Here is a 22,571-nt window from a genome sequence, read left to right as displayed (position 1 = left end):
CATGGCTCCCGTACTGGTGGAGGTCTGGTCCGACATCGTCTGCCCGTGGTGCTACATCGGCAAGCGACGCTTGCAGACGGCGCTGGGCACCTTCGAGCACGCGGACGACGTCGAGGTGGTGTGGCGCAGCTTCCAGCTCGACCCGTCGCACCCGAAGGGGTTCGCCGAGCCGGTCTACGACCACCTGGCGAAGAAGTTCGGCGGTTCGCTCGCGCAGGTCAAAGGCATGACGAGCCAGGTCGGGGCGCTCGCCGCCGCCGAGGGTCTCGACTACGACTTCGAGCACGCGGTGAGTGTCAACACCTTCGACGCGCACCGCCTGATCCACCTGGCGAACACCCACGGTCTGGGCGCCGAGGCGCACGAGCGGCTCATGCGCGCCAACCTGATCGAGGGCGAGACCCTGGACACCCCGACCCTGGTACGCCTGGGCGCGGAGCTCGGTGTCCCGGCGGCCGAGGCGGAACGTGTGCTGGCCGGTGACGAGTTCACCGAGGACGTCAACGACGACATCCGCCAGGCGCAGATGTACGGCGCCACCGGTGTCCCGTTCTTCGTCCTGAACCGCGCCTACGGGGTCTCGGGCGCGCAGTCGTCCGACGTCTTCCTGCAGGCGCTCCGCACGGCCTACGAGTCGGCGCCCGCCCGCTGAGGCGGCAGCAACTCGAAGTCGGCCCGGCCCGAGCGCACGCCGTTGAGCTGCAGCTCGACGGCGTGCGCACCCGGGTAGTAGCGCCGGGTGGTGATCGCCCGGAACGAGTGCCGCCGGGACAGCTCCAGGCGGTCGCCGGGGGCCAGCGTCGCCGTTGTCAGCTTGAACGTCTTGGTCGTCTGCTTGCCGTTGGCCTTCTGGTGGTGGACGACGTAGTCGATGGCGAGTGTCGCGGCGGCGTCGCCGGTGTTGACCACGGTTGCCGTGAAAGCCACCTCACCGCCGTACGGGATCTCCGCCCCGGCCAGCAGCGGGCCGTCGACGGTGACGCTGGCCGGTGCGAAGCCCAGCAGAGCGAGCGCGCCCGGATGGCCTTTCTTGACCAGCGTGCGCAGGGCGTGCCGCACCACCTTGGCCGTGGTGGCGTCCGGCGAGGCGAGCCAGGCCTTCGCGGTGGCGACGACCAGGTCCGGGTGCTCGCGGCTCAGGTCGTTGAGATGGTTGGCCACCGAACGCCGCACGTACTCGCTGTCGTCGCGGTAGAGCGCCGTGAGGATCGGCACCGTCGCCTCGGGGGCGGCGAGCAGGGCCGGCACGCGCTTCGCCCATGGCAGGTACGCCCGGGTGCCCTCCGAGGCCAGCCGCCGCACGTGCTCGTCGGGTGAGCGCGTCCACTCCAGCACGATCGGCAGCGCCCGCCCGAGGTCGTGGTCGAGCAGGACGCGGATCGCGAACTCCGAGGTCAGCCGTCCGGTGAGCTCCGCCAGCAGAGCGAGGGCGTCGTCGAACGCCGTACCGGTGCCGTCGGTGACCGCGCGGGCCGCGACCGCGCTGGTCACCGGCCAGATCAGCCACCCGCCGAAGGGCAGGGGGCCGGCCGCGGCGGCACGGACGGTCCGGGCCAGGCCGGCGTAGTCCCCCGGCAGGTCGGCGAGCAGGCCGTCCCGCAACCGGTCGCTGCGTTCCCGCAGTGACAGGCCGGCCATCCCCTTCGCGGCCGCACGCAGATTCGGCAACCGGTTGCCGGGTGCCGCCGCGGCGATCGCCGCGATCAGCTGCCCGGTGGTCTGCTCCCCGATGAGCTCGTCGGCGAACGGCACAGTGATTCCCCCTGGGTGGTCGTTACCGGGTCACCCTGCCAGCACCCCCTGACATTTCAGAGGAGCAGCGACCGGCGCCAGAGGGCGAGGCCGGGTCCGCCGATCAGGTCGAGGTCGCGCAGGTAGGCGACGACCTTCTCGCCGGCCCAGCGCATCGTCGCGCGGTGGTGGGGGTTGGCCAGCGCGGCCCGGCGGCCGGCGACCGGGTCGATGCCGACCGAGCGGTACACCTCGGGCGAAATGATCCGGCTGCCGGTCAGGTACGCCGCACGGGCGATGACCAGGCGGTCGAAGGCGAGGCGGCGCTTGCCGGCCGCGCGGACCTGGCGGGCGAGTTCCTCTCGGGCGTACCGGACGTGGCGGGCCTCCTCGATGACGTGGATGCGGGAGACCATGCGGACCAGCGGCTGGACGGTCTCGTCGGTCGAGGCCTCGCGCTGCAGGGCGTCGAGGATCTCCTCGGCGATGAGGATCGCGGCGTACATGCGGGGGCCGGTGGCGGTGGCGGCGATCCACTTGCCGAGGCCGTCGTCGAAGGCGCCGACGCGGTAGACCGGGCAGCCCAGCTTGTCGATCATGCGGCCGAACATGACCGAGTGGCGGCACTCGTCGGCGACCTCGGTGAGGGCGTACTGGGCGTGGGGTGCGGTGGGGTCCTGGCGGTAGTACTCGCGGATCAGGAGCTGCATCAGGATCGTCTCGAACCAGACGCCGAGCGACGCGATGCTGGCGACCTCGTGGCGGGTCAGGGTGATGCGCTGCGGGACGGTCAGGCCCTTCCAGAGGTCGGTTCCGTAGAGGCTGGAGCGGTGCTCCGGCGTGAACCAGCGGTCCTCGGCCAGGGGTGCTTCCCAGTCGATCTCGACGTCCGGGTCGTAGGAGTGCTCGGCCGACGAGCGCAGCAGCCGGGTCGCGGTCCGGTCCCGGTCGGAGACGGCCATGGAAACCTCCAGAAGGGTTGACGTTACCGGAAGTAACAGCTACTTCTCGTACTATGAACTCTGCCGATGAGGGCGTCAACCGTCCCGACGGGCGCAGCCGCCGCTGGGCCGACCACCGCGAGCGGCGCCGCACCGAGCTCGTCGAAGCGGTGATCGAGGCGATCCGCGAGCTCGGTCCGGAGCCCGGGATCGACGCGGTCGCCGCGCACGCCGGGGTGAGCAAACCCGTGCTGTACCGCTACTTCACCGACAAGTCGGGGCTGTGGCTCGCGGTCGGCCGGCATGCCGCCGGGGCGGTGGTCGAGGCCATCGCGCCGGCCGTCTCCGCCGTCCGCGAGGAGCGTGACGTGGTCGCCGCGGCGGTCGACGCGTACCTGGCGTTCATCGAGGCCGACCCGCACGTGTACCGGTTCGTCGTCCACCAGCGCGGCATTGCCCGGGACACCGATGTGGTGGCCGACGCGATGGACACCGTCGCCAGCGGGCTGGCGCGGATCCTGGGCGACCGGTTGCGCGCCCTCGGGCTCGACTCGGGGCCGGCGCTGCCCTGGGCGTACGGGATCGTGGGTTATGTCCAGACGACCGGTGACTGGTGGCTGCGGCAGCAGCAGCCGATCAGCCGCACGGCCCTGGCCGACTATCTGACGACGTTCCTGTGGGGTGGCATCGCCGGCATCCGCAGCGCGGCGGACACTCCCGGCGGGCTGGCGGTGAGCGGGCGATGAGCGACGACGAGGACTACCGCGGCGAGGCCGTGATCGAGACCGGGGAGCTGAGCGTGACCGTCGTGGTGCGGTTGTCGGCGCGGTTCGAGCCGGTCGAGGGGCGCTACCGGTGGGCCGGGCGGGCCGTCCCGGACGAGACCCTGACGGCTCAGCTGCGGGCCGGGGTCCGGGAGGCGACCGTCCGCATCGGCGGTGCGGCCGTCCGTGCCCGGCTCGGCGAGCCCGATCCGTGGGGCGGCGTACGCCTCACCGGGACGGGACGTCCCCCGTGGCACGCAGCTGCCGCGGGGTGACACCGAACCACCGCCGCGCCGCCCGGCTCAGCGCGGACTGCTCGGTCAGTCCCACCATCGCGGTGACCTGCACGAACGGCAGATCGGTCTGGGTGATCAGCCGGGCCGCGGTGGCGCGGCGGACGTCGTCGAGGATCGCCTCGAACGTGGTGCCCTCGGCCGCGAGCCGGCGCTGAAGCGTTCGCGGATGGGTCCGCAACAGCCGTGCGATCGCGCCGACCTCGATCGGCGACGAGCCGAGGGCCTGGGTCAGCAGCAGGTGGACGCGGCCGGCGAGCGCACGCCCCGGCGCCGGGAAGTGGCTGGTGATGTAGTCGACGGCGATGTCGCGCAGCACCTGGTTGCCGCCGGGCACCGCGGTCGTGGCCAGGCCACCGGGCACCCGCAGCACCGCGTCGGGGTGGTCGAAGCGCACGTCCGTACCGAAGAAGGTGGTGTAGGCGGTGACCGGCGCGAGCGGCGGGTGCGGGAGGTGCACGGACCGCAGGCCGTAGGGGCCGCCGTGCAGCAGCACGATGATCCGGTGGAACAGGCCCAGTCCCAGATCGACGACCTGCGGCGGGAGGGGTTCCTCGGTGCCCCGGTAGAGCAGGCCGACCACTCCGGGCCGGCCCGCCGGGTCGGGGATCTGCGAGACGGTCAGCGCGGGGCTGTGGACGAAGAGGAAGCGGTTCGCGGTGTCGAGCGCGTCGCCGAAGGTCGGAGAATTCTCGATCGCGAGGGCGAGCGGCCCCAGGACGGTGGCGTTCTGCTGCCCGGCCAGCCGGAGCCCGAGGTCGTGACAGCCGAGGGCGGCGGCCGCGGTCTCCAGGATGCGCCCGGCCGCGCTCGTCGGGATCACCGCGTCGTCGGAAGCCAGTGCGGCCAGTGGGATCCGGAAGCGCGTGAACAGCTCCGCGCCGTCGCCGCCGAGGCTGTCGACCAGCTCCGGCAGCCCGCGCAGGGATGCTCCCCGGACCATCGAATCCATGCGGCACGATAGCCGATGTGTCGCGCAGAGGTAAATGAGTGTCGCGCGGGGGCAAGTCCGCCGCCCGTACCGTGACGAAGACTGAGGACCGTGGCCGAAGAATTCGACGTCCTCATCATCGGCGCCGGCCTGTCCGGGATCGGCGCGGCCTGGCGCTTGCGGCACGAACGCCCCGGCACCACGTTCGCGGTCCTCGAGGCCCGCGACGCGATCGGCGGCACCTGGGACCTGTTCCGCTATCCCGGCGTGCGCTCGGACAGCGACATGTTCACCCTCAGCTACCCGTTCCGGCCCTGGCGGGGCGTGGAGTCGCTGGCACCGGCCGAGGCGATCCGCAACTACATCCAGGACACCGCGGACGAGGGTGGCATCACGCCGCACATCCGCTTCGGCTCCCGCGTCGAGACCGCCTCGTGGTCCGGCGGCCGCTGGACCGTCCGGCTCACCGACGGCCGGACCCTGACCTGCCGATTCCTGTACGCGTGCGCCGGCTACTACGACTACGCCCGCGGGCACCAGCCGGACTTCGCGGGGCTCGACGACTTCACGGGACGGTTCGTGCACCCGCAGTCGTGGCCCGAGGACCTGGACCACACCGGCAAACGTGTCGTGGTCATCGGGAGCGGCGCAACGGCGGTGACGCTGGTGCCCGCGATGGCGCCGGCCGCGGCGCACGTGACGATGCTGCAGCGCTCGCCGTCGTACCTGACGGTCCTGCCCGGGCGGGACGCCGTCGCCGACGCCCTGCGCCGGGTGCTGCCCGCGAAGGCGGCGCACCGGGTCGCCCGGGCCAAGAACATCGTGCTGTCACAGGCGTTCTACCAGCTCGCGCGGCGCCGGCCGGACCGTGTCAAGGCGCTCCTGCGGCGGTTCGCGCTGCGGTACCTGGACGATCCCGCGTACGTGGACGAGCACTTCACTCCCGCGTACCAGCCGTGGGACCAGCGGTTGTGTGTCGTACCGGGCGGTGACCTGTTCGAGGCCATCCGGGGCGGGAAGGCGTCGGTCGTCACGGACCACATCGAGCGGTTCGTGCCCGAGGGGATCCGGCTGCGCTCCGGGCGGACCCTGGAGGCCGACATCGTAGTGTCCGCGACCGGCCTGTCGCTGCTGCCGATCGGCGGGGTGACACTGACGGTCGACGGGCAGGTCGTGGATCCGGGCACGAGGGTCGCCTACCGCGGGCTGATGCTCAGCGGCGTGCCGAACTTCGCCTACTGCATCGGCTACACCAACGCCTCGTGGACGCTGCGCGCCGACCTGTCCCACCGCTACGTGCTGCGACTGCTGTCCTACCTCGACAAGCACGGGTACGCCGCGGCGACACCGAAGGAGACGCCCGGCAACCGGCGGCCGCTGCTCGACCTCACCTCCGGGTACGTGCAACGGGCCCTCGACCGGTTCCCGCAGCAGGGCGACAAGGACCCGTGGACCGTCCGGCAGAACTACCTGCGCGACGTGGTCACCACCCCGCGCGCCGACGTCAGCCGGGACATGAGCTTCGAGGAGAGCCGATGACACGACTGGGCCCGTACCTGTTCGCCGGTCGCACGGCCGTGGTGACAGGCGCCGCGAGTGGCATCGGGGAGCAGGTGGCGCACGGGCTCGCGGCCCGCGGCAGCGGCCTGGTCCTGGTCGACCGTGACGCCCCACGGCTCGACAAGGTCGCCGGGAGCCTCCGCGCCGACCATCCGGACCTGAGCGTCGAGACCCTCGTCGCCGACCTCGCCGACCGGGCGGCGGTCATCCGCACGGCCGAGGAGATCCGCGCCCGGCATCCCGTGCTCGGGCTGCTGGTCAACAACGCCGGGGTCGCGCTGGGCGGCCGCTTCGACCAGGTCGGCCTGGACGAGTTCGAGTGGGTGATGGCGGTCAACTTCACCGCTCCCCTGCTGCTCATCCACCACCTGCTGCCCGCGCTGACCGCCGAGCGCGGCGCCCACCTGGTCAACGTCTCCAGCCTGTACGGGCTGATCGCGCCGGCGGGGCAGTCCGCGTACAGCGCCAGCAAATTCGCGCTGCGCGGGCTCAGCGAGGCGCTGCGCACCGAGCTGCTCGAGTCCGGTGTCGGCGTGACGACCGTCCACCCCGGCGGGGTGCGGACCCGGATCGCGGAGAGTGCACGGATCGGCGCCGGTGTCCCGGCCGGCGAGGTCGAGGGGCAGCAGCGGGTGTTCGCGGCGCTGCTCACGTACCCGCCTGCGAAGGCTGCGGCCGACATCCTGGCCGGGGTCGAACGCCGGCGCGGCCGGGTCCTGGTCGCCGCGAGCGCCAAGATCCCCGACCTCCTGGCCCGGCTGCTGCCGGTCAGCCACATGCGGGTGATCGGCCGCCTCACCGCGGCGGCGAGCCGATGATCAGAGAGCTTCCGGTACGCGGCGCGCGCATCCGGGTCCGCGAGAGCGGCGACCCGGCGAACCCGCCCGTCCTGCTGCTGCACGGCATCGGGCGCAGCCTGGAGGACTGGGATCCCCAGCACGAACGACTGTCGGACGCCTACCGGGTGCTCGCCGTCGACCTGAGCGGCTGCGGCCTGTCGACGGCGATCCCCGGCCCGATCACCCTGGCCTCGCTCGCCGACGGTGTGGCCGCGACTCTCGACGCCCTCGGCGAGGACCGCCCGCTGCACCTGATGGGCAATTCGCTCGGCGGTGCGGTCGCACTGAAACTGCTCGCGGTCGCGCCTTCACGCATAGCCACCCTGGTCCTGGTGAACAGCGCCGGATTCGGCCAGGAAGTGACCCTGGCGCTGCGCATTCTTGCCATTCCCGGTCTCGGGAAGCCGCTGCTGCGCCGCCTCGATCCGCGGGCCGCCCGGCGCATCGAGCGCAGCCTGTTCCACGACCGTGCGCACGTCACCGAGGAACGGATCGCGTTCGCTCTCCGGGTGGCCGCCCGGCCGGACAACGCGCGGGTCTACCTCGAGACGGCACGGCACCTCGGCACCTTCCGCGGCGTCCGGGCACCCTGGCGCCGGGAACTGTTGGCGCAGGTGAAGGCCCATCGTCGGCCGACCCTGATCATCTGGGGCGACCGCGACCTGATCCTGCCGCACACCCACCTGGCGGCGGCACGGGAGGCGTTCCCGCACGCGCGGACCCACCTTTTCCCGGACACCGGTCACATGCCGCAGATCGAACGCCCGGACGCATTCGCCGAACTGATCCGGACGTTCCTGGCGCAGAGTCAGCATTCGATTTCGTAGAGCCAATTGTGGTGGCGAAGGCAACCTATGATGCGACTCGCGCGTACTCATGGATGCCGGACCACCAACGCTCTACGTGAGGAATGCACCTTTGCGAGCCCGCTTCGTCGCGATGTTCCTGCTCCTGCCGTGGGTGATGGCCGGTCTCCTCACCGGCAGCGCCGCCCCCGCCCGGGCCATCGCGGACGGCCAGGACGTCGCCATCGGGAAGTACGGCTTCGCGGTCAAGCTCACGATGACCGATCTGCCGACCACCGACGGCGGGCGCCGGGACAGCTCGTGCACCGGGGCGCTCATCGCACCCCGCTGGGTCATCACGGCCGGGCACTGCTTCAAGACCGCCAGAGGTACGCGGGTGTCGCGCCCGGTGGCCCGCCTGACCACGGTGACGGCCGGGCGTACCGATCTGACGACCAAGGCCGGGAAGGTGGCCAAGGTGATCTCGGTGAAGCAGTCGCCGACCACGGACGTGGCGCTGGCCAAGCTCGAGAAGCCGATCACCGGCGTGACACCGGCGCAGCTCAGCCGCAAGGGTCCGAAGGTCGGCTCGATCGTCCGGCTGGCCGGTTTTGGCCTCATCGCCGACGACGACGAGTCGTCCCTGGCCACACGTCTGCAGACGGGCCAGTTCGAGGTCGTGTCCCGCAGCACGGCCTACCTCGGCATGACCGGGCACGCACCGAGCTCCACGACCAGCCCCTGCTCGCACGACTCCGGCGGGCCGTACTTCACCCAGCAGAGCGACGGCACCGCGGTCCTGGTGTCGGTCGTCAGTCACGGGCCGTCGTGCCCGCACTCGAAGGTCGACCTGAGCGGCCGCATCGACACCATCCGCGGCTGGATCACGGAGATCGTCGGTGCCGAGGCCCTCAAACCTCGTCCGTCGGCACCCGCGCCGGTCCGCCCCAAGCCCTCGGCGAGCACCAAGGACCGCCTGCTCACCGGTGGTTCCCCGGCCGAGAGCAGCGCGCCCGTCGTCGCACCCGCCGCCGTCGCCGCGTTCGTACTGGTGGGCTTCGGCGGTGTCCTGGCCCTGGTCCTCGGCGGCCGCAGCCGCCGCCGGGCCCACCGCCGGGCCGGCGTGCGCAGCCACCGGAGGCAGTAATCGGCGTGCCCTTCGCGTGGGTCGAAGGGTGTCAACCTACAGTGATCCAGATGTCCACCTGGCCGAGCAGTCAAGCCCACCACCGCTGGCTGGACCAGCACACCCGCGACCTGCTGGCCTTCGGCCGCCGGACCGCCGACCCCGAGGGCGGCGCCCGCTGGCTCGGCGCGACGGGACTGCCCGAGCCCGGTCAGCCCACATCGACGTTGATCAGCAGCCGGATGGCTCACGTCTACGGCGTCGGCACGCTCCTCGGCGTGCCCGGGTCGGCGCCGATCGCCCAGCAGGCGCTGCACGGCCTGACCGGCCGCCTCCACGACGCCGAGCACGGCGGCTGGTTCCCGTCGGTCGCCGACCGCTCGATCAAGGCCTGCTACGACCACGCGTTTGTGCTGCTCGCCGCGGCGACGACCACGGCGGCCGGACTCCCGGGTGCGGCCGGGCTCCTCGCCACGGCCGAACGGACGTTCCTCGACCGTTTCTGGGACGAGAAAGCCGGCCGCTGCACCGACACCTGGAACCCCGGCTTCACCGAACTCGACGACTACCGCGGGCTCAACGGCAACATGCACGCGGTCGAGGCCATGCTGACGGTCGCGGGTGTCACCGGCGACCAGGAATGGCTCAACCGCGCCCTGCGCGTCTGCTGGTTCGTGGCCCAGACCGCCGAAGCCCACGAGTGGCGCCTGCCGGAGCACTACGACGCCGACTGGCAGCCCCTCCTCGACTTCAACCGCGACCAGCCCGACCACCCGTTCAAGCCGTACGGCGCGACGGTCGGCCACGGCCTGGAGTGGTCCCGCCTCTTCCTGCACGCCGAGGCCGCCCAGCCCCCCGGCTCGGCCCTGTGGCTCGCCGAGGGCGCCACCGAACTCTTCGACCGCGCGGTCACCGACGGCTGGGCGGTCGACGGCCAGCCCGGCTTCGTCTACACCACCGACTGGTCGGGCACCCCCGTCGTCCGCGACCGCATGCACTGGGTCGCCACCGAGGCCATCAGCGCGGCAGCCGCCCTCCACAGCCGCTTCGGCACCAGCCAGTACGCCGCCTGGTACCAGACCTGGTGGGACTACTCGGCCGCGTACCTGATGGACCACGACGAGGGTTCCTGGTTCCACCAGCTCGACCCGCAGAACGCCCCCACGGACACCGTCTGGCCGGGCAAACCCGACCTGTACCACGCCTTGCAGGCGACCATGACCGCCCGCCTCCCGCTCTACCCGATGCTCGCGCCGGCGGTCCTCTCCGGCCTGCAGTGACCAACCACGGCATCAACCTGGAACTGGACGTCGCAGCCTCCAGCGCCGTCATCCTGGAACCCGACCGGCGAGCCCCCGGAGATCTGGGGCATGGCCGAGGTCGCCGAGGGTCCCCGCACCCGCTGGGGCCCTCACACGATGAGCTGGTTGCGCCGCGAGCTTGCCGAGCTGCCCGCCCGCACCGACGTGTCCTTCGGCCTGCGGGCCGGCACCCGCTCGGTCAGCTACTGGCCGTCGCTGTACGCGGCAACGCCGGACGAGTCACCGCGCTGGCTGCGCATCGACGCCTACGTCCCGGAACATCTGTTCACCGACTCCCACGTCCAGCGCGTCTGGCTCGACGTCCTGCGCCCCTTTCGCCGAACGCCTCAACCCCGGATTCGGCCAGATCGAATACGGCTTCGACACCGAGGGCACGACCGCGCTGGAGGACGCCGTCGGCCAATCCCGCCGCTACCTCCGCGGCTACTCCTGGCTCACCGTCGTCCCCACCGAACTGGCCGACCGCCTCGGCGGCGTCCCCGCCCTCCAAGTGACCGGCGCCTTCACCGAGGTGGCGGCGCTCGCCCAGGGCGGCGTCTGGCTGCTGGCCACCGACGACTGGCGCGACTACGGCCCGGCCCAGGTCGAGGCCGCCTTCCACGCCCTGGCCCCGGTCCTCCGCCCAGGCCCACCGACGCCCGGCCTCCTGCGCCCCGGCCAGCCGCCGCGCCGGCTGATCTACACCGACGCGGCGGAGTTCACCCGAACCGACGATCGAACGCCCGAGTTCTGACGCCTAGGCTTCTACGGTGAAGCCGATCGAGCTGGCCGAATTCCAATCTGGCGTGTCCTGGTGGCGCACCGAGACCACGTGGCCCGCTGACCTCCACCACGCCGACTATCGCGTTCTTGCCGAGCAGAATCCGAACGGCAAGTTCGATCCGGTGTGGTGGGCGAGCGCGGTCAAGAGACTCACCAGTTGGAAGGCCCTGCGCCCCTTCAGCGGCGCGGAGGTGGGCCGGCGGGTCGCGCTCAACGCCGAAGAACTCGCTGAAGCGTGGAGGACCTCCTGCGAGCCCTACGGCAACTCCGACATCGAGCAGGTGACGTGGGAGAACGTGCGAGGCTTCCCGGACCTCGTGGGCCGGCTGAAGCCTACGAAGACTCCCTCCGCGGTGTTCACCTCCAAGTTCTGTCACTTCCTTCTGCCCCGGGTCTTTCCCGTCGTCGATGGCGTCGCCCTCCCGAGTGGACAGGGGACCTACGAGTCCTACTTCAACCAGGTCAAAGCCACCTGGGAGGCAACGGATGACGACGTTCGGACGCGGTTGAAGTCTGAGTTGAGGCGTTACCTGGGCAGCGAGGTGGACAGTTCTTTCCCTGTCGTCACCAAGATTGTTGAAGTAGCTCTGATCGGCCGGAACCACCAGGTGCCCGCTTGAAGTCCGCGGAGCGTCAGACTCCGGCGAGTTTGCGGGACGACGAGCGGAGGTAGACCGCCCAGGTGACCAGCACGCAGAGGGCGTAGAACGCGATGAACGCGATATAGGCAGCATCCGCGGTCTTGTAGGTCAGGAACGACTGGCGGAACGCCAGGTTGACCAGGACACCGCCGAAAGCGCCGATAGCCCCCGCGATCCCGATCACCGCGCCGGACAGACGCCGGGCTTCGTGGTTGTCGCCCGGGTGCTTCAGCGCAAAGATCCGAGGGATCATCTTGTAGGTCGACCCGTTGCCGATGCCGCTGAACACGAACAGCGCGATGAAGCCGACCAGATAGAGCGGCAGCGACCGCAGCTGCGAAGCCAGCAGCACGATGCTCGCCCCCGCCGCCATGGCCACGAAGTTCCAGAACGTCACGCGGGCGCCGCCCAGGCGATCCGCCAGGGCTCCGCCGACCGGGCGGATCAGGGAGCCGAGCAGCGGGCCGAGGAAGGTCAGGTACGCGGCTTTCACCGGAGTGCTGAAGACGTCCGCGAACTGCACCTGCAGTACCTGGCCGAACGCGAAGCCGAAGCCGATGAACGAGCCGAACGTGCCGATGTAGAGCAGGGACATGATCCAGGTGTGGGGTTCGCGGGTGGCGTCGCGCATGCCGCGTTTTTCGTTGCGGGCCTGCGACAGGTTGTCCATGTAGAGCGCCGAGCCGGCCGCCGCGATCACGATCAGGGGGATGTAGATGCCCGCGACCAGGCCGGGGCTGCCCGCGCCGAAGACCGCGAGGACGAAGAGGCCGATGAGCTGGACCGCGGCGACGCCCAGGTTGCCGCCGCCGGCGTTGATGCCGAGGGCCCAGCCCTTGAGGCGGTCCGGGTAGTAGGCGTTGATGTTGGCCATCGAGGAGGCGAAGTTGCCGCCGCCGACACCGGCGACCGCCGCGAGCACGATCAGCGTGCTGTAGGAGACGCCTGGTTCGATCAGGAACGCGGCCAGCACCGCCGGGATCAGCAGGAGGGATGCGCTGATGATGGTCCAGTTGCGGCCGCCGAAACGGGCCACCGCGAACGTGTACGGGATCCGCAGCGCCGCCCCGACCAGAGCCGGTACGGCCGTGAGCAGGAACTTGCCCGCGGGGTCGATGCCGTACGCGGGGCCGAGGAAGAGCACCAGCACCGACCACAGTGTCCAGACGGAGAAGCCGATGTGCTCGCTGAAGATCGAGAAGATGAGGTTGCGCCGGGCGATGCGGGCACCGGTCTGCTCCCAGAAGGTGGGGTCCTCGGGGCGCCAGTCGTCGATCCAGTGGCCTTGCACGGTCAGGGCGGCGGGACGTTCCAGGGTGGTGGCGCTCATGAGGGGACCTCCGCGGAAGCGAGTGAGGAGATGACGAGGTGGTCGGTGGCGTCGACGGTGACGGCGTAGACGGTCAGGTCGGGCTGGCCGGACAGCGAGCAGCCGGTGGTCAGGTCGAAGGCGTTGAGGTGCAGGGGGCAGACGACGACCTTGAGGTCGATCTGCCCGTCGGCCAGGGGTCCGCCGCGGTGCGGGCAGACGGCCTGCAGCGCACGCAACGAGCCGTCGCGCAGCCGGAAGACGGCGACCATCTCGCCGTCGACCGCGTACGTGCGGCCTTCGCCCAGGGGGATGTCGTCGACGGGTCCGAGGCGGGTCATGCCGGCTCCCCCGAGGCGCGGACCGGGACCTGCGGCAGGACGACCAGGGGCAGTGAAGTGCGGAACTGGCCGGGTGTCGCCGGTTCCGCGCGTTCCTTCCACGGGTCCTTGTAGGCCGCCACCGACGCGGCCATCGCCGCGTCGAGGTCGGCGGCGAGGCCGTCGCTGTCGTCGACCACGATCTCCCGGACCCGCTCGATGCCGATCCGTGGCACGAACGCGTAGGTGCGCTCGAGCCAGTTGGCGTTCTCGCGGTAGTACTGGAGGAATCGGCCGGTCAGCGTGACGACCTCGTCCGGCGAGTCGACCGTCGCGAGCAGGTCGCCCTTGCGGATGTGGGCGCCGGCCGCGCCGCCGACGTAGATCTCCCAGCGGCCGCCGTCGATCGCCACCACACCCAGGTCCTTCACGTACGCCTCGGCACAGTTGCGCGGGCAGCCGGTGACGGCGAGTTTCATCTTGCCGGGGCCCTCGATGCCCTGGAAGCGTTGCTCGATGGCGATGCCGAGCGCGGTCGAGTCACCGACCCCGAAACGGCAGAAGTCCGAGCCGACGCAGGTCTTCACCGTGCGGAAACTCTTGCCGTAGGCGTACCCGGACGGCATGTCGAGATCGGCCCAGATCTTCGGCAGCTGCTCCTTGGGCACCCCGAGCAGATCGATCCGCTGCCCACCGGTCAGCTTCACCATGGGTACGGCGTACTTCTCGGCGACGTCGGCGATCTTGCGCAGCTGCGCCGGGGTGGTCACGCCGCCTTTCATCTGCGGCACCACCGAGAAGGTGCCGTCGCGCTGGATGTTGGCGTGCACGCGGTCGTTGATGAAGCGGGCGTCGCGCTCGTCGACGTAGCGGTCGCCCCACATCATCTTCAGCAGCGAGGCGAGGCCCATCTTGCTCTTGGCGTCCTCCTCGCCGCCGGGCACGAGCTTGGCGAAGACCGACGAGACCGAGAACAGCTCGTACTGCCGGATCGCGTTCATCAGTTCGGGCTTGGGCATAGGTACGCCGGGGACGTACCAGCTCGCCTTGGGGTCCTCCTCGACGGCTCCCCCGGCGGCCCACTCGACGATCTGCGCGACCAGGCCCTTGCACGTGCCGCAGCCCTTGCCCGCCCGCGTCTTGTCCATGACGCCGGTGACCGTCTTGCAGCCCGCGTGGACCGTCTCGGCGATCGTGCCCTTGGTGACGCCGTTGCAGTTGCAGACCTGGGCGTCGTCGGCGAGCTCGGCCGCGCTGACCTCGGCCGGTGGCCCGCCGAGGTCGAACATCAGCTCGACGCGTTCCTCGGGCAGCGCCAGCCCCCGGTCGAACGCCTGCATCAGGAACGCGACCTTCTTGACGTCGCCGACCAGGGTGGCGCCGACGAGCCGGCCGTCACGGATGACGACACTCTTGTAGATGCCCTTGCGGGGCTCGCTGAAGACCAGCGTCTCGTCGTCGTCACGTTCGGCCTCCTTGAGGCCCATCGAGGCGACGTCGACACCGGCCACCTTGAGCTTCGTGGCGATCCGCGAGCCGTGGTACGCCGCCTGCGGGTCCCGGCCGGTGACGTGATCGGCAAGCACCTTGGCCTGATCCCAGAGCGGGGCGACCAGGCCGTACGTCTCACCGCGGTGCTGGACACACTCACCGACGGCGTAGATGTCGGGCTCGTCCTGGACGCGCATCTGATCGTCGACGACGATGCCGCGTTCGACGGTGAGCCCGCTCGCAGCGGCCATCTCGGCGTTGGCACGGATGCCGGCGGCGACCACCACGACGTCGCAGTCGATGACCCGGCCGTCGGCGAGCTTGACGCCGGTGACCGCGTGCTTGCCGAGGATCTCGGTGGTCCGCGCGTCGGTGACGATGCTGATGCCGAGCTTCTCGACGCTGCGCTGCAGGATCGCACCGGCCTGCGCGTCGAGCTGGGCGTTCATCAGGTGGCCGGCGGCGTGCAGCAGCGTCACGTGGGACAGGTGGTTCTGCAGGCCGCGGGCCGCCTCGAGACCGAGCAGGCCACCGCCGATGACCACGGCACGCTCGTGCTCGCGGGCGTACCGGATCATGTTGCGGGTGTCGTCGAGGGTGCGGAAGGCGAAGACGCCCTGGTGGTAGCCGCGGCCGGGGCGGTGGATGCCGGGAATCGGCGGGACGAACGCCCGGCTGCCGGTCGCGATGATCAGCTTGTCGTACGCCGCCGTGGTGCCGTCCTCGGCGTGGACCTGCTTGGCGTACGGGTCGATGCGGCTGATGCGGGTGCCGGTGTGGAGGGTGATGCCGTTGTCGGCGTACCAGGAGAGGTCGTTGAGGAAGATGCCCGCCTCGTCCTCGACACCCGCGAGGACGTTGGACAGCATGATGCGGTTGTAGTTGCCGTACGGCTCGTCGCCGAACATGGTGATGGCGAAGCGGTCGCCGCCGCCCCGGGCGAGGATCTCCTCGACCGTGCGGGCGCCCGCCATCCCGTTCCCGATGACCACGAGGCGTTCCATCAGACCTCGACCAGCCCGAGGTCGACGATCACGGTGCCCGTGACACCGGCGGGTGCGGCCAGCCACAGCTCCACCGCCGTACCGGAATCGAGGTCCTCGACGACGCGCAGCGGGACGTGGACGTCGCTCTTGGCGCCGATCGGGAAGTAGCGCATCGGTGTGCCGTCGCGCATCAGGACGAGGCAGACGAGTTCGTCGGCGGAGTTGCCGCCGCGGAAGTAGACGGCCTGCGCGACGACGCCGCCGGGCACTACGTATCCCAGGGACGCACCGATCGGTGCGGCCTGGTCGAGGCCCTTGCCCTCGAAGGCGAAGACGCCCTGCAGGAATCGGGGTGTGGAGTTCACCTAGGTGGTCCCTTCTCGGTGGGGAGCCGGCGCGATGGCGACCGCGCAGGCCTTGAAGGCGGGCATCTTGGAGTGCCGGTCGAGCGCCGGATCGGTGAGCAGGTTGACGGCGCCGTCGCCGCCCCAGTGGAACGGCGCGAAGACCGTGTCGGGCCGGATGCCGGGGTTGAGGCGGGCCCGGAAGTACGCCCGTCCGCGGCGGCTGCGCAGCTCGACCATGTCGCTGTCGGCTACACCGAGCCGCCGGCCCAGGTCCGGGTGCAGCTCGACGCGGGGCTCGGGCAGCGAGACGGTCAGCGCGGCGACCCGGCGCGTCTGGTTGCCGCTCTGGTACTGCTGCATGTTGCGGCCGGTCGTGAGCACGTACGGGTAGTCGCGGTCCGGCATCTCGTGCGGGTCCCGGTGCTCGACGCGGAAGAACTTCGCGCGCCCGTCGGCGGTCGGGAAGTCCTCGGCGAACAGTCGCGGCGTACCCGGGTGGTCCTCGGCCGGGCACGGCCAGAACACACCCTGCTCGGCCTCGATCCGCTCGTAGGTGATGCCGGCGTAGTCGGCGATCCCGCCGGCGCTGGCCCGCCGCAGCTCGTCGAAGACGGTCCGCGGGTCGTCGCTGAAGAACTCGCCACGACCGAGCCGGTCGGCCAGCCCACCGAGAAACTGCAGGTCGGTACGCACGTCCGGCGGTGGCGGCAACGCCATCTTGCGGCGGATGACCCGCCCCTCGAGGTTGGTCATCGTGCCCTCCTCCTCGGCGAACTGCGCGGTCGGCAGGACGACGTCGGCGAGCGCGGCGGTCTCGGAGAGGAAGATGTCGGAGACGACCAGCAGGTCCAGCGCCCGCAGCCGCTCGATGACGTGCCCGGCGTGCGGCGCGGAGACGGCCATGTTGCTGGCCAGCACGAGCAGGGCCCGGACGCCGCCGTCGGTGCCGAGGCGGTCGAGCATCTCGTAGGCGGACTTCCCCGGCTGCGGCAGCTCGGCGGGGTCGATGCCCCAGACACCGGCGACGTGTGCGCGGGCCGCCGGGTCGTCGAGCCGGCGATATCCGGGCAGCTGGTCGGCCTTCTGCCCGTGCTCGCGGCCGCCCTGCCCGTTGCCCTGGCCGGTGATCGTGCCGTACCCCGAGTGCGGCCGCCCGACCAGCCCGAGCGCGAGGGCCAGGTTCAGGTAGGCCTGGGCGGTGTCGGTGCCGTTGCTGTGCTGCTCGGCGCCGCGGGCGGTGAGGATCATCGACGGGCGTTCGGTAGCGAGCAGCCGCACGGTCTCGCGCAGATCGGACTCGCTGACACCGGTCATCCGCTCGACACGTTCGGGCCAGTAGGACGTGACCGCGGCCCGGACGGCGTCGAAACCGGTGGTCCGGTCCCGGATGTACTGCTCGTCGAGCAGGCCCTCCCGGACCGCGACGTGCAACAGACCGTTGGCCAGCGCCAGGTCCGTGCCGGGCAGGGGTTGCAGATGCCGGTACGCGCCCGCAGCCGTCGCCGTCCGCCGCGGATCGACGACGATGTGCCGCGCCCCCTCGGCCCGCCCGGCGTCCAGATATTGCATCGACGGCGGCATCGCGTCGGCCGGATTCGCGCCGACGAGCAGCACGGTCCGCGCCCCGGCCAGGTCCTCCAGCGGGAACGGCAGCCCACGGTCCACACCGAACGAGCGGTTCGCGGCGGTCGCGGCCGACGACATACAGAAGCGCCCGTTGTAGTCGATCGACGCCGACCGCAGAGCCACCCGCACGAACTTGCCGAGTGTGTACGCCTTCTCGTTGGTCAGCCCGCCGCCACCGAACGCACCCACGCTGTCCGGACCGTACTCGGCCTGGCTGCGGCGGATCCCGGTGACGATGCGCTCGTACGCCTCGTCCCAGGTCGCCTCGCGCAGCGGGCTGGTGCGGTCGGCCGGATCCTTGCGGACCAGCGGCGTGAGCAGCCGGTCGGGATGATCGAGCAGTTCGGCCGCGGTCCAGCCCTTGGCGCACAGACCGCCGCGGTTGACCGGGAACTCGGTCGGCTCCAGCCGGACCCGCGGGATCTGAGGCGTCAGGGCGATGCCGCACTGCAGGGCGCAGTACGGGCAATGCGTCTCGGTCACCGTCACGCAGATGATGCTCGGCGTTCACCGTTACCGCACCGGACCGTCCCGGTTGCCACGGCGTACGGAAATCCCTACAACCGCCGGATCGCCGTTGTGAGGTCCGCGGTCTGCCGGTCGTAGCGGGACAGGACCAGGTCGACGAGGGACGGATCCTCGCACAGCGGCGGTGTCACGACGTCGGCGCCGGCCCGGTGCAGTGACCGGTAGAACAGACCTTCGGCCAGCAGGTACGCCGCGACCGTGATGTGACGGGCACCCTCGGCGCGGAGGCGGGCGATCACGTCGGGGACGCGGAGGTCGGCGCCGGAGGCGTAGGCCACATGCGCGCCGAGCTGCGCGGCCACGCCCGCGATGTCCGCGCGCCAGACCGGGTCGGACGACCCCGCGGCCGCCAGCACGACGGCGTCACCCGGGCCGATCCTCCGGCGCAGGCTCTCCACGAGAAGGGGGTCGGGACCGAGTGGCGGGGCGGCCACGGCGTGGTGGGCCGCCACGGCCTCCGCGATGTCCACGCGGACGTGGTAGCCGGCCGACAGGAGCAGGGGCACGACCACCGTGTCCGGCCCGTGCAGGGCGTCCGCCACGCGGGGCTGCTGCACGTCCACATAGGCGAGCCGGACGTCGAGCTCGGGGCGGCGGCAGGCCACCCGGTCGACGAGGTCACGGATCTGGGCCTGACCGGCCGCCGAGCGGGTGCCGTGCGCAACGGCCAGGAGTGCCGGCGGGCGGCTCACTCGTCCACCCGCAGCCGGTACCCGCGCTTGATCACGGTCTCGATGTGGCCCGCCGGGCCCAGCGCGGTGCGCAGGCGGGCCACGGCGACGTCGACGGCGTGACCGTCGGTGCCGCGCGGCAGCGACGCGACCAGGCGGTCCTTCGAGACGACCGCACCCGGGCGGGCCGCGAGGGCGCCCAGGATGGCCATCGCCGCCGGGGCCAGGGCCTGGAGGCGGCCGTCGATGAGCACGGCGTGGCCACGGATCTCCAGCGTCGTACCGGCGACCGACAGGCTCGGGGCGCGCCGGGGCAGCTCGTCGGTCACCACCTTGACCAGGGCGCCGAGCCGGGACCGGTGCGGTGTCACCACCGGGACGTCCTGCTCGACCAGGGACGCGGCGGTCACCGGGCCGACGCAGGCCGCCATCGTGCCGGTGCGGAAGCTGTCGAGCACGTCGGCGGCGTTGTCACCGGCGATCTCCAGCAGTGCCTGGACGGCCGGTGCGCTGGTGAACGTGACCGCGTCGACCTGCCCGGCTGCGAGCTGGCCGACGAGGCGGCGTACCGGGGAGACGTCGGGGGGAAGCGTCCAGCGGTAGACCGGGATCTCCACGACGGCGGCGCCGGCCGACCGCAGGGCGGCGGTGAACTCCGCCTGCGGGCCACCGTGCAGCTGGACCGCGATGCGGCGGCCCGCGATGCCCTGGGCGATCAGCCGCTCCTGGATCTCCTCGGACGACTCGGTGACCGCCGACCACTCCTCGCTCAGGTCGGCCGCCCGGATGGCACCACAGGGCTTCGCGCCGCGGGCGATGAGCCGGGCCCGGCTGAGTGCCGCGCGCAGCGTGTCGCCCATCCCCCAGCCCTCGGCGGCCTCGAGCCAGCCACGGAACCCGATCCCGGTGGTGGCGATGACGATGTCGGGGGCCAGACCGACGCAGGCCTCGGTCGCGGCGTGCAGCGCCTGGTCGTCGCCGAGCGGGACGATCGTGATCGCGGGCGCGACCAGGACCTTCGCGCCGCGACGCTGGAACAGCGCGGCGAGCTCGTCGCGGCGCCGCTCGGCGGTGACCGCGATGGTGAAACCCGCCAGCGGCCCGGCGGGTGCGTCGGGGGCGGAAGCGCCCGCGGGCGTCACCGGCCCGGTCGAGTCGGCCATCCCCGCAGGCTGCCGACCCGCAGTTACCTGCGCGGGTAGGACGTGTTACCACGGTGAAAACCGTGTATCACTTCGTCGATCAAGACACGGTGAGGTTGCTCTCAGCCGTTCGGGGTCGCACGTTCCAGCAGCGTTCGGGTCCACCCGGACAGGAGGCCGCGTCGCGCGGCGGCTCCCCGCGTTCGCCGTACGTAAGTACCCGAACTGTGGATGTGAGTGCATTGCGACGTACCTTCACCATGCTGGCGCTGCTCGGTCTCGGCGGTGCCGCCCTGGTGGTGCTGCCGGACGCGTCGGCGTCGGCCGTACCCGACACGACACCCGCCCTGGCCGCCACCGGCGCCGAGTCGATGAGCCTGGTCTGGCGGGGTTCCGCGCCCCGCCGGCTGAACGAGCAGACCTCGACGGGCGGCCGCTGGGGCGAGGCGGCCGCGTTCACCGGCGCCCGGCCCGTCGGCGACACCAGCGGCGTCGGCCTCGGCGCCGACCCGGCCACCGGCAAGGTCGTGGCGGCCACGGTCGCCGACGAGCAGGTCTGGGTGCGTACCGAGGCGGGCGGGAAGTGGTCCGGCCTGGGCGGGAACGCAACCGGCGCCCCGGCGGTCGCCCACCTCGGCGGCGGCGCGTTCGCGCTGGTCGTCCGCGACGACGAGGGTGCGATCCGCGTCCGCTACCTGCGCGGGGGCAGGTGGAGCCGCTGGTCGGCGCTGGGTGGCAAGTTCGGCACGTCGCCGGCGGCGGTGGGCCGCTCCGGCAGCCTGGTCGTCGCCGCAGCGGGCAGGAACCGTCAGGTGAGCACCACCGTCGTCACCGGCGGCAGGTCGTCGGGCTGGCGCAACACCGGCGTGGTGTCGACGGCGACGCCGGGCCTCGCGGCCGAACCGGGCAGCGGCACCCTGCACCTGATCACCCGCAACCCGGACCTGACCCCGGCCGCCCGGATCTCGGTCAACGGCGCCCGCACCTGGGGCAGCCCCACCCGGCTCAACGGCCGGCTGGGCTCCGGCATCGCCGCCACCTCCCGCGCCCGGGGCACGGTGGACATCGCCGCCCTCGGCCTCGACGGCCGGGTCGTGCAGAGCACCCGCGGGTCCGGCCGGTGGGGCGAGTTCCGCCTGGTCGCGACGAGCAGCACCACCGTCCTGCCCGAGGACGCGGTCACGTCGGTCAGCGGCGACCCCGCGGGCACCCGCACCATTCAGCTGGCGCCGACCGCGCGCCTGCCGAAGGCGGGCGAGATCTTGGCCGCGACCAGTACCCCGGCCACCCCGGACGGCCTGCTGGTCAAGGTCACGTCGGTCTCCGGCCGCACGATCCAGGCCGGCCCGGCCAAGCTCACCGAGGCGATCCCCGAGGGCACGATCGACGAGACCTTCACCCTCGGTACGGGCGACGTCGCCGCCCGCTCGTCCGGCGGCCCGCTCCTGCAGCCGATCAAGAAGAACATGACCTGCGGGAACGGCGCCAAGGCCGAGGTCACGGGCTCGGTCAGCATCACGCCGACGTTCGACTTCGACGCGAAGTGGAGCCTCCTCGGCGGCGTCGAGAACGTGGCCTTCACCGGCACGGTGACCGAGGACGCGCAGCTCAAGGCGTCCATCAGCGGCAACGCGTCGTGCTCGCTGAAGGAGACCGCGCTGCTCGCCGAGCCGGTCCGCTTCAAGCCGATCACCTTCTCCGTCGGCCCGGTCCCGATCGTCGTCACCCCGGAACTGCAGCTGTACCTGGACGCCACCGGCTCGGTGCAGGCCGCGCTGGAGACCTCCGTCGGCCAGCAGGCGACGGCGAAGGCGGGCGTGTCCTACCGCAACGGCCAGCTCAGCCCGGTGTCGTCGCTGAGCAACACGTTCTCGTACCAGCCGCCGACGATCAGCAGGACGTCGTCGGCGCAGGCCGGGGTCTCGCCGAAGTTCAGCTTCCTGATCTACGGCGTTGCCGGTCCGCGGCTGAGCACCCGTGCGTACGTGCGGATCGACTCGTCACCGGCCTGGACGCTGAAGGCGGGCCTCACCGCGGGCGTCAAGCTGGTCGTGCCGCAGCTCGGTGTCGACCAGGGCAAGGACGACATCATCCGCTTCGAGAAGACCCTCGCGACCGGCGGCAGCACCCCGCCGGCCACCGGTTCCAAGACCACGATCGCCACCACCCGGACGACCGCCAGGGTCGGCGACAAGGTCACCCTCTCCGGCAAGATCCTCAACGGCGACGGCACCCCGGCCAAGAACGCCTTCCTGTACGTGTCCTGGCACTCGCCGAAACGCGACGGCAAGGGTGAGGTCCTCGACCTGCGGACGGGCGCGGACGGGTCCTACAGCGTGACGGTGACGCTCGACGAGAAGGGCCAGCACTCGTTCAACGCGGTCTACTCCGGCACGCCCGACGCCGACGACGGCTCCGACGCGCGGGTGAACGTGCAGGTCAGCTGACCATTCTTG

The 22,571-nt window shown here is 71.6% G+C and carries 21 protein-coding genes; 11 read left to right on the top strand and 10 right to left on the bottom strand.

From position 1 onward, the window contains the following. Position 1 precedes the first annotated feature (1 nt). A complete protein-coding gene (locus AFR_RS18905) occupies positions 2 to 652 on the top strand; it encodes a DsbA family oxidoreductase (RefSeq protein ID WP_023362401.1) in 651 nt (216 codons plus the stop codon). Here AFR_RS18905 and AFR_RS18900 read toward each other — a convergent pair. Both AFR_RS18900 and AFR_RS18895 read right to left on the bottom strand, forming a co-directional pair. Then, a complete protein-coding gene (locus tag AFR_RS18900; RefSeq protein ID WP_023362400.1) occupies positions 628 to 1,752 on the bottom strand; it encodes a DNA alkylation repair protein in 1,125 nt (374 codons plus the stop codon). The two genes, AFR_RS18905 and AFR_RS18900, sit on opposite strands and share 25 nt — an antisense overlap. Positions 1,753 to 1,808: 56 nt before the next feature. Then, positions 1,809 to 2,693: an AurF N-oxygenase family protein gene (locus tag AFR_RS18895; protein WP_023362399.1), complete on the bottom strand. Its 885-nt coding sequence runs from the start codon at positions 2,691 to 2,693 to the stop codon at positions 1,809 to 1,811. Positions 2,694 to 2,746: 53 nt separating this feature from the next. Here AFR_RS18895 and AFR_RS18890 point away from each other — a divergent pair, with 53 nt between their 5' ends. Next, positions 2,747 to 3,418, top strand: a complete 672-nt coding sequence (locus AFR_RS18890) for a TetR family transcriptional regulator (protein WP_023362398.1) — start codon at positions 2,747 to 2,749, stop codon at positions 3,416 to 3,418. Next, a complete protein-coding gene (locus tag AFR_RS18885; protein ID WP_023362397.1) occupies positions 3,415 to 3,711 on the top strand; it encodes a DUF4873 domain-containing protein in 297 nt (98 codons plus the stop codon). The genes AFR_RS18890 and AFR_RS18885 overlap by 4 nt, the downstream gene beginning before the upstream one ends. On the opposite strand, the gene AFR_RS18880 is transcribed toward AFR_RS18885, so the two are convergent. Next, on the bottom strand, positions 3,665 to 4,681 hold the full coding sequence (locus tag AFR_RS18880) for an AraC family transcriptional regulator (RefSeq protein WP_041840972.1): 1,017 nt from the start codon (positions 4,679 to 4,681) through the stop codon (positions 3,665 to 3,667). The genes AFR_RS18885 and AFR_RS18880 overlap by 47 nt on opposite strands. Positions 4,682 to 4,771: 90 nt before the next feature. Between AFR_RS18880 and AFR_RS18875 the strand changes: the two genes are divergently transcribed. From AFR_RS18875 to AFR_RS18845, 7 genes are all read left to right on the top strand, one after another. Beyond that, the gene (locus AFR_RS18875; protein ID WP_023362395.1) at positions 4,772 to 6,199 is read left to right on the top strand and encodes a flavin-containing monooxygenase; all 1,428 of its coding nucleotides are present in this window, start codon (positions 4,772 to 4,774) and stop codon (positions 6,197 to 6,199) included. Beyond that, a complete protein-coding gene (locus tag AFR_RS18870; protein ID WP_023362394.1) occupies positions 6,196 to 7,038 on the top strand; it encodes an SDR family NAD(P)-dependent oxidoreductase in 843 nt (280 codons plus the stop codon). Before AFR_RS18875 ends, AFR_RS18870 begins: the two co-directional genes overlap by 4 nt. After that, positions 7,035 to 7,886: an alpha/beta fold hydrolase gene (locus AFR_RS18865; protein WP_023362393.1), complete on the top strand. Its 852-nt coding sequence runs from the start codon at positions 7,035 to 7,037 to the stop codon at positions 7,884 to 7,886. The genes AFR_RS18870 and AFR_RS18865 overlap by 4 nt, the downstream gene beginning before the upstream one ends. A 91-nt stretch (positions 7,887 to 7,977) precedes the next feature. Continuing rightward, positions 7,978 to 8,991 carry a S1 family peptidase gene (locus tag AFR_RS18860; RefSeq protein WP_023362392.1) on the top strand — a complete coding sequence of 338 codons (1,014 nt, stop codon included), beginning with the start codon at positions 7,978 to 7,980 and terminating at the stop codon, positions 8,989 to 8,991. A gap of 50 nt (positions 8,992 to 9,041) precedes the next feature. Further along, positions 9,042 to 10,250, top strand: coding sequence for an AGE family epimerase/isomerase (locus tag AFR_RS18855; protein WP_041842400.1), 1,209 nt, complete (start codon positions 9,042 to 9,044; stop codon positions 10,248 to 10,250). 532 nt (positions 10,251 to 10,782) lie between these two features. Further along, the gene (locus AFR_RS18850; RefSeq protein ID WP_023362390.1) at positions 10,783 to 11,025 is read left to right on the top strand and encodes a hypothetical protein; all 243 of its coding nucleotides are present in this window, start codon (positions 10,783 to 10,785) and stop codon (positions 11,023 to 11,025) included. Between the two features lie 16 nt (positions 11,026 to 11,041). Further along, entirely contained in the window at positions 11,042 to 11,674 is a 633-nt protein-coding gene (locus tag AFR_RS18845; protein ID WP_023362389.1) for a hypothetical protein, read from the top strand. Between the two features lie 13 nt (positions 11,675 to 11,687). Here the strand turns inward: AFR_RS18845 and AFR_RS18840 are convergent, their stop codons facing one another. From AFR_RS18840 to AFR_RS18810, 7 genes are all read right to left on the bottom strand, one after another. Further along, on the bottom strand, positions 11,688 to 13,025 hold the full coding sequence (locus AFR_RS18840) for a nitrate/nitrite transporter (protein ID WP_023362388.1): 1,338 nt from the start codon (positions 13,023 to 13,025) through the stop codon (positions 11,688 to 11,690). After that, on the bottom strand, positions 13,022 to 13,345 hold the full coding sequence (locus tag AFR_RS18835) for a Rieske (2Fe-2S) protein (protein WP_023362387.1): 324 nt from the start codon (positions 13,343 to 13,345) through the stop codon (positions 13,022 to 13,024). Before AFR_RS18835 ends, AFR_RS18840 begins: the two co-directional genes overlap by 4 nt. Further along, positions 13,342 to 15,819, bottom strand: coding sequence for a nitrite reductase large subunit NirB (nirB, locus tag AFR_RS18830; protein ID WP_023362386.1), 2,478 nt, complete (start codon positions 15,817 to 15,819; stop codon positions 13,342 to 13,344). Before nirB ends, AFR_RS18835 begins: the two co-directional genes overlap by 4 nt. Continuing rightward, the gene (locus AFR_RS18825; RefSeq protein ID WP_041840971.1) at positions 15,819 to 16,166 is read right to left on the bottom strand and encodes a hypothetical protein; all 348 of its coding nucleotides are present in this window, start codon (positions 16,164 to 16,166) and stop codon (positions 15,819 to 15,821) included. The genes nirB and AFR_RS18825 overlap by 1 nt, the downstream gene beginning before the upstream one ends. Further along, positions 16,167 to 18,263, bottom strand: a complete 2,097-nt coding sequence (locus tag AFR_RS18820) for a molybdopterin oxidoreductase family protein (RefSeq protein WP_041840970.1) — start codon at positions 18,261 to 18,263, stop codon at positions 16,167 to 16,169. A 68-nt stretch (positions 18,264 to 18,331) separates the two neighbouring features. Beyond that, on the bottom strand, positions 18,332 to 18,994 hold the full coding sequence (locus AFR_RS18815) for a sirohydrochlorin chelatase (RefSeq protein ID WP_023362385.1): 663 nt from the start codon (positions 18,992 to 18,994) through the stop codon (positions 18,332 to 18,334). Continuing rightward, a complete protein-coding gene (locus AFR_RS18810; protein WP_023362384.1) occupies positions 18,991 to 20,136 on the bottom strand; it encodes a uroporphyrinogen-III synthase in 1,146 nt (381 codons plus the stop codon). The genes AFR_RS18815 and AFR_RS18810 overlap by 4 nt, the downstream gene beginning before the upstream one ends. Positions 20,137 to 20,348: 212 nt before the next feature. Between AFR_RS18810 and AFR_RS46125 the strand changes: the two genes are divergently transcribed. Next, a complete protein-coding gene (locus AFR_RS46125) occupies positions 20,349 to 22,562 on the top strand; it encodes a DUF8189 domain-containing protein (RefSeq protein ID WP_148308003.1) in 2,214 nt (737 codons plus the stop codon). Positions 22,563 to 22,571 lie beyond the last annotated feature (9 nt).

The sequence above is a fragment of the Amorphoplanes friuliensis DSM 7358 genome, assembly GCF_000494755.1.
GTDB lineage: Bacteria > Actinomycetota > Actinomycetes > Mycobacteriales > Micromonosporaceae > Actinoplanes > Actinoplanes friuliensis.
The sequence above is the reverse complement of the archived record's forward strand: the minus strand, read 5'-3'. Positions and strand labels throughout refer to the sequence as shown.

Bases quoted from the DNA above. Each gene is read 5' to 3' on its own strand.
- AFR_RS18905 (WP_023362401.1), top strand. From the start codon at position 2: ATGGCTCCCGTACTGGTGGAGGTCTGGTCCGACATCGTCTGCCCGTGG.
- AFR_RS18895 (WP_023362399.1), bottom strand. From the start codon at position 2,693: ATGGCCGTCTCCGACCGGGACCGGACCGCGACCCGGCTGCTGCGCTCG.
- AFR_RS18890 (WP_023362398.1), top strand. From the start codon at position 2,747: ATGAACTCTGCCGATGAGGGCGTCAACCGTCCCGACGGGCGCAGCCGC.
- AFR_RS18885 (WP_023362397.1), top strand. From the start codon at position 3,415: ATGAGCGACGACGAGGACTACCGCGGCGAGGCCGTGATCGAGACCGGG.
- AFR_RS18880 (WP_041840972.1), bottom strand. From the start codon at position 4,681: ATGGATTCGATGGTCCGGGGAGCATCCCTGCGCGGGCTGCCGGAGCTG.
- AFR_RS18870 (WP_023362394.1), top strand. From the start codon at position 6,196: ATGACACGACTGGGCCCGTACCTGTTCGCCGGTCGCACGGCCGTGGTG.
- AFR_RS18865 (WP_023362393.1), top strand. From the start codon at position 7,035: ATGATCAGAGAGCTTCCGGTACGCGGCGCGCGCATCCGGGTCCGCGAG.
- AFR_RS18855 (WP_041842400.1), top strand. From the start codon at position 9,042: ATGTCCACCTGGCCGAGCAGTCAAGCCCACCACCGCTGGCTGGACCAG.
- AFR_RS18840 (WP_023362388.1), bottom strand. From the start codon at position 13,025: ATGAGCGCCACCACCCTGGAACGTCCCGCCGCCCTGACCGTGCAAGGC.
- AFR_RS18835 (WP_023362387.1), bottom strand. From the start codon at position 13,345: ATGACCCGCCTCGGACCCGTCGACGACATCCCCCTGGGCGAAGGCCGC.
- nirB (WP_023362386.1), bottom strand. From the start codon at position 15,819: ATGGAACGCCTCGTGGTCATCGGGAACGGGATGGCGGGCGCCCGCACG.
- AFR_RS18810 (WP_023362384.1), bottom strand. From the start codon at position 20,136: ATGGCCGACTCGACCGGGCCGGTGACGCCCGCGGGCGCTTCCGCCCCC.